Genomic DNA, 5,927 nt, shown 5'->3' on the forward strand with positions numbered 1-5,927 from the left:
CTCCGGCAGCCCTGCATCAACACAATAATTAACAACATTAAGCGTTCCTCTTCCCCATATTTCGATATAACCCGCCCGAAAAAAAGTATTGGCAATATCCGGATTTGCCGGCAAAGAAGGATGTTTTTGTTTAAGCGTTTCAACTGTCCATGTATCAGGCAGATGGCCGCTGTTCCAAATCAATAATTTATCTTTATAAACGCTTATCTGTATCGGATTCGCATCAGAATAATCCTTATGAATTAAGGCATTTAATAAAGCTTCACGTAGTGCTTTCTTAGGATAATCGTAAGTTTCAATTCGACTGAGTCGTTCATAATCAATATTGGCCTTAAGATACTTAGTAAGCAATAATTCCAAAGTTTTTTCTGCCTGTAAAAAAAGATTACCATAAATTTCATCCTGAAACAACAGATCTGCATCAGTTCGAAAATATCCAATTTTCACATAAGCACCTGTAATAAGATTCTCCGGTTTTTGCCCAAAAAGAATTATTGCCGCTCTTTTTAGATAATTTTTTTCTGTTAAATTCAGTAGATTAAGTAATTCCGCATCGTTCACATTAAGATCTTCTTCGGGAATTCGTTCACTCTTGACAGATTTTTTTCTGAATAATTGAAATGCTGCCGGATCAAGATCATCAATAGAAAAATTATATGCAGGCACACTATCCCATTTTTTACCTATTTTCCCGAGTAAAAAACGTTCAAGTGACGGGCCTTTTAGTTCCTGTAAAGTACTCCCTGAACGATAATAATAATGGCCTTTATACGAAATGGGGCTTGGATATGGTTCTATATTAATTTCTAAAAATGCCTTTTTTTTATCCTCAACAAGATTGATATCTACAGTAAGGCCTAAAATATCTCTAATTTTATTGGGCAAATCCTCCATAAGTTTATGTGCTTTATCTATTCCAGTTATTTCCCCCTTGTCATTCTTACCGATAACAAGTTTCCCGCCATTAGCATTGGCAAAACCGCAGACCCATTTTAAATAATCATCATGCCAATTCTGTTTCCATTCTATTTTTTGATTTTCTCTCATTGGCTACTTTATACCCGACACTAAAACTTCTTTTCTCAAAATAAATACTAAGATAAAAATTATAGGATATTCACCTTGCACGGCTCACCATCTCCCAGAACTGCTCAGGATATAACAGCCTGTATTCTCCGTATCCGTGTTCATCAACAAAAACCAGATTGTGGTTAAACTGCTGGTAGAACCATACTTCATAGGGCTTACTGCTCATTTCAAACGGATGCCTTTCCACATCATCGGGAGGCCCGAGTATTACATAAACCATACCTCTCTCTGTTTTCCATCCGGCAAGGTAATATCCGAAATTCTCATTTGCAATATCTATCCTTCGGTAATATTCATCCCTTATCTCATTCTCATCCGTACCTGGAGACGGATCCAACTCTTTCCAGAATTCGCTGAAAACCTTTTTCTTCTCCTTCGGCTTCATTTTAAGCAGTTTCTTAATAAATGATTTTTTTGCAATCCACCTCATCTGCTCAATGGCAGCATCAAGATTGGCTGAAGTAGAGGGCATGTCAAGCCAGTGAATCATTACAGGCCTCTTCTGTCCTGCAACGTATTTTGAGCTCTCTACAGTTAAAACAACATTATACCTGCCGTTTGACAGATCTTTCCTGTCCATTTTACAGACAAGAGGAGTAACCGCACCTTCTATTTTCTTTTTAAACTTTTTAATGACTATCTCTTTCCCGTCCTTGTCAACAATTTTTAATGTGACCTGAACTTCAGGAATTATATCCTTAGTATAAATTTCCGAGTAGACAAAAAGGTTTTTCTGGGTATCAAGATAATTACCAAAAACATTCGGTTTTATTTTGAATTTCTTTGTTGAATCTGTAAATACCGTATCTGCAAGAAGAATGTCGCTAAGCATAATCTTTTCAGTAAAAAACTTCGGAACTTCAAAATCTGTTTTCAATTTTCTTGTTTTTTTTGCATCAAGATCTGTCAGAGAAATTTTTACTTTATAAATTCCGGGCAGCAGTAAAAAATCCGTCTCCGTAATATTAAAAAGCTTGCGTGAATTGGTTTTATCGTATATAGGGACAGAAACTTCTTTTGTTATTATTTTATGGGCACAGTCATCTCCATTTTTATCTAAAGCAACAATAACAAGTTCATAAGATGCTTTAAACCCCGGATCTGTTTTTACAAATTGTAATTCATCATAACGAATTCTTGTATAAATACTAACTTTGGTGCTGTCATTCCCCGGCTTTGCGAATGATACTATATCGTAATAAAACACAGGAATGCCTTCAGTGGGCCTGTAATTGAATTCAGGAAGCTGGCTGTAAGCACTTATGCTGCATAAAAGTACAAAAGCAAAAAGTGCCGTACGTTTTAATATTTTATTTTTTTTCATGATTTTCTCCGTTTACAACTTTAGTCAGGAATTGGCACTAATTAGTATATCAGCCATTCCTTAAAAATAAAGAGTTGCTCTTAAATCATAAGTAAACCCCTCTTCAATAATAACCGAAACAATATCTCCTGTTTCTACAGAGGAATCAATCCATACTGTTTGATCAATTTCAGGACAATCTCCGCAGGTTCTTCCGTAAAACATATTCTCCTGCTTATCAAATCCGTCAACAATGACCTTTTGAACAGTTGATTCCAAAGAACGGTTTATCTCTTCGGAAATTTGTGCCTGCCTGTTCATAATCATTCTGTATCTTTCTTCCGCGACATTTTTATCCACACGGCCGCTCATTAAATATGCGGGCGTACCCTCCTCAGGAGAAAAAATAAAACATCCCAGCCTTTCAAACTTTTCCTCACCTACAAAATCCAGAAGTTCATTAAACTCTTCTTCGGTCTCTCCAGGGAAGCCGACTATAAAAGCCGTACGAAGCACAATCTCCGGTATTGCACTTCTTAATCTCCGGACAACGCTCTCGGTCTGTTCTCTCGTCATATTTCTGCCCATGCGTTTTAAAACTGAGGAAGAAATGTGCTGAAGGGGAAGGTCAAGATATTTGCATACTTTTTCTTCCTCTGCTATTGTGTCTATAAGCTCGGAAGTAATTTTTGCAGGATGAGCATACATAATCCGAATCCATTCAACTGAACTAATATCTGCAATACCGCGGATAATAGAAGATAAATTGTAAGAGGAATCAATATCCTCTCCGTAAGCAGTTGTATCCTGCCCTACAAGGATAATTTCTTTTACCCCCTGGGATGCCAGCATTTCAGCTTCTTCAATTACTTTTTCAAAGGACAGAGACTTTGCCCCCCCTTTTATTAAGGGGATTGCACAAAATGTACATTTATGACTGCACCCGTCTGATATCTTAAGATATGCAGTATGATTTGGAGTGGCAAGTCTTTTCGGCCTGATTCTCTTTTTTGTTGATGCGGTTTCTGTTCCGAAAAGATATTTCTCAATCTCATAAAAAGACTCAACCCCGAAATATCTGTCAACCTCAGGAATATCTTTCTGCAGCTCTTCTTTATATCTCTCTGAAAGACATCCCCACACGTACAGCTCTTTTCCCGGCATCTCCAATTTTAAAGCTGCAGCACTCAAAATTGTATTTACAGACTCCTGCTTTGCGTCTTTGATAAATCCGCATGTATTTATAAAAATCATATCCGCATCTTCGGCAGAGTCTACAAGTTCAACATTATGAGGTTTAAGAACACCCCACAGCAATTCGGAATCAACATCATTTTTGGGGCAGCCCATTGTAATCAGACAAACCTTTTTCCCCGTTCCATTCATCTCTATTTACTCTTTTTCAAAAAGCCCGTCAACAAACAACGGCCCGTCAAATTTAACAAGATCGTCAATACTCTCACCGAGCCCTGCCCATACAATCGGAATACCGAGATTAGTACAGATTGAAATAACTATTCCGCCTCTTGCAGTACCGTCCAGTTTGGTAAGTACAATACCCGTAACGCCAACAGCTTCAGTAAAAATTTTTGCCTGCACAAGTCCGTTCTGGCCTGTAGTTGCATCAAGCACTAAAAGCACCTCATGAGGAGCGCCCGGCATCCTTTTATTAATAACCCTTTGGATCTTTCTCAACTCTTCCATCAGGTTCACTTTATTTTGAAGCCGCCCTGCAGTATCAATCAAAACAATATCAACTCCTCTTGCAGATGCTGCCTCCAGCGCATCGTATGCAACAGAAGCAGGATCAGCTCCATGCTTCTGAAAGATGATATCAGCATTTGTCCGCCTGCTCCATTCAGCAAGCTGTTCTGCTGCGGCAGCTCTGAATGTATCTGCTCCTGCAAGAAGGACTTTTTTGCCCTCCTTTTTATAGATATGTGCAAGCTTCCCGATAGTTGTCGTTTTTCCGCTTCCGTTTACTCCGGTAACAAGAATAACATGCGGTTTTTCATGTACGGATATATCCTTATTGTTTATGGAAACCGCCTCAACTATCTTTTCTTCTAAAATATTTTTTACATCATCCGGTTTAATCTCTCTGCCGGATAAGGAGTTTTTTAATTCATCTACTATTTTAAGGCTTAAATCAACACCTACATCAGCTTCAATCAGCGCCTCTTCCAGATCTTCAAGCAGAGTATTATCTATTCTGCTTTTACCGGAAAACATCTGTGTAAGTTTTCCAAAAATACCTTTACGGGTTCGGGAGAGCCCCGCGCTGAATTTATCTTCTACGCCGGACATTAACTGCTCCCTGTATGATCATTAAGTACAGCAAAAAATCTTTTCCCATAAACATATGTTGAATATAAAGTAAGCATAACTCCTGCAATTAAAAGTATATACGCATAATTAAATTTCAAAACATAAGAGATTACTACGACTCCATTAAAAAATGCCGAATACTTTCCCGGTTTTTCCGCCTGGAGTACAATACTCTGTTTTGCAATAATAAACAATCCTCCTGTGATCAGCAAAAATTCACGAACCAGAACAAACAATAAAAACCACAACGGCATGGAATAAAGAGGTGAAAATACTAAGTAACACAATACAGTAACAGTTAAAACCTTGTCAACAACAGGATCCATAGCCTTGCCTAAAGTGGAAATCTGATTAAAATGCCGTGCAATATATCCGTCTGCCGAATCTAAAAAAGCAGCCAATACTAAAAACAGCACAGCCATATATCCGTTTCCGCTCTTCAGATATACAAGTACAGGCCATAATAAAACAAGCCTGACCAATGTAAGGATATTAGGTATTGTTAAAATTTCAGAACTTCTCATATCTCATTCTTTCCTGACAATATTTACTTTAAAAATAATTTCGCTGCATCTACAATTAACCCTGGATGACTGAAAAGCACCTTTTTAAAAAATGCAAATACTGTTCTTTTTTCCAGAGGGAGCTCAGACATTCTACTTACAAGGTCATTAAAGACATCATCTTCAATATTGTCAATTGTTTTTTTCAGCTTATAGAAACGGCGATTCTCCCTGCCCTTCAGTTTATCCCACTCTTTTTGATAAGCTTTAAGATTACTTTCGGAAATATCTCCTTCAGCAAGTGCTCTGACTGCATGTGAAGCAGCAAGGTCACCTGCAAGCATTCCTGTAACAATTCCTCCGCCTGAAAGGGGATTAACCTGACGCGCTGCATCTCCTGCAAGAATAACCCCGTCTGACACCATTCTTTTAAGCCCTGGAAGAACAGGAACGCCGCCTGCAGTCTGTGAAATTACAGACCCATTGGGAAAATAACGGGCAATAAATTTTTTCAGGCTTTTTTCCGGATTAACACGTTTTGCATACGTCCCGAGAATACCCAACCCCACATTTGCCACACCATTTCCTTTTGGAAAAACCCAGGCATAGCCTCCGGGTGCTAATTCCCTGCCTACAAAAAACCGGACAATATTCGGATCGATTTTAATGTTTGTCATTGTATATTGAAAGCATGATTCTATACC

The 5,927-nt window shown here is 38.2% G+C and carries 6 protein-coding genes; all 6 read right to left on the bottom strand.

The window, feature by feature from the left end; genetic code table 11:
• Positions 1 to 1,047: putative DNA binding domain-containing protein (locus J7K93_01015; GenBank protein MCD6115569.1), on the bottom strand; the 1,047-nt coding region annotated here is incomplete at its 3' end.
• Between the two features lie 70 nt (positions 1,048 to 1,117).
• Positions 1,118 to 2,413: a GWxTD domain-containing protein gene (locus J7K93_01020; GenBank protein ID MCD6115570.1), complete on the bottom strand. Its 1,296-nt coding sequence runs from the start codon at positions 2,411 to 2,413 to the stop codon at positions 1,118 to 1,120.
• A gap of 60 nt (positions 2,414 to 2,473) precedes the next feature.
• Positions 2,474 to 3,778, bottom strand: coding sequence for a 30S ribosomal protein S12 methylthiotransferase RimO (rimO, locus tag J7K93_01025; protein ID MCD6115571.1), 1,305 nt, complete (start codon positions 3,776 to 3,778; stop codon positions 2,474 to 2,476).
• 6 nt (positions 3,779 to 3,784) lie between these two features.
• Positions 3,785 to 4,699 (bottom strand): signal recognition particle-docking protein FtsY, encoded by a 915-nt coding sequence (gene ftsY, locus J7K93_01030; GenBank protein MCD6115572.1) that lies wholly within the window; start codon positions 4,697 to 4,699, stop codon positions 3,785 to 3,787.
• On the bottom strand, positions 4,699 to 5,244 hold the full coding sequence (locus J7K93_01035; protein ID MCD6115573.1) for a CDP-alcohol phosphatidyltransferase family protein: 546 nt from the start codon (positions 5,242 to 5,244) through the stop codon (positions 4,699 to 4,701). The genes ftsY and J7K93_01035 overlap by 1 nt, the downstream gene beginning before the upstream one ends.
• A gap of 23 nt (positions 5,245 to 5,267) precedes the next feature.
• A partial coding sequence (locus J7K93_01040) for an NAD(P)/FAD-dependent oxidoreductase (protein ID MCD6115574.1) occupies positions 5,268 to 5,927 on the bottom strand: 660 nt, incomplete at its 5' end.

This window comes from bacterium (assembly GCA_021158245.1).
Taxonomy (GTDB): domain Bacteria; phylum Zhuqueibacterota; class QNDG01; order QNDG01; family QNDG01; genus QNDG01.

Coding starts and splice junctions, on each gene's coding strand:
- J7K93_01020 (MCD6115570.1), bottom strand. CDS start 2,413: ATGAAAAAAAATAAAATATTAAAACGTACGGCACTTTTTGCTTTTGTA.
- rimO (MCD6115571.1), bottom strand. CDS start 3,778: ATGAATGGAACGGGGAAAAAGGTTTGTCTGATTACAATGGGCTGCCCC.
- ftsY (MCD6115572.1), bottom strand. CDS start 4,699: ATGTCCGGCGTAGAAGATAAATTCAGCGCGGGGCTCTCCCGAACCCGT.
- J7K93_01035 (MCD6115573.1), bottom strand. CDS start 5,244: ATGAGAAGTTCTGAAATTTTAACAATACCTAATATCCTTACATTGGTC.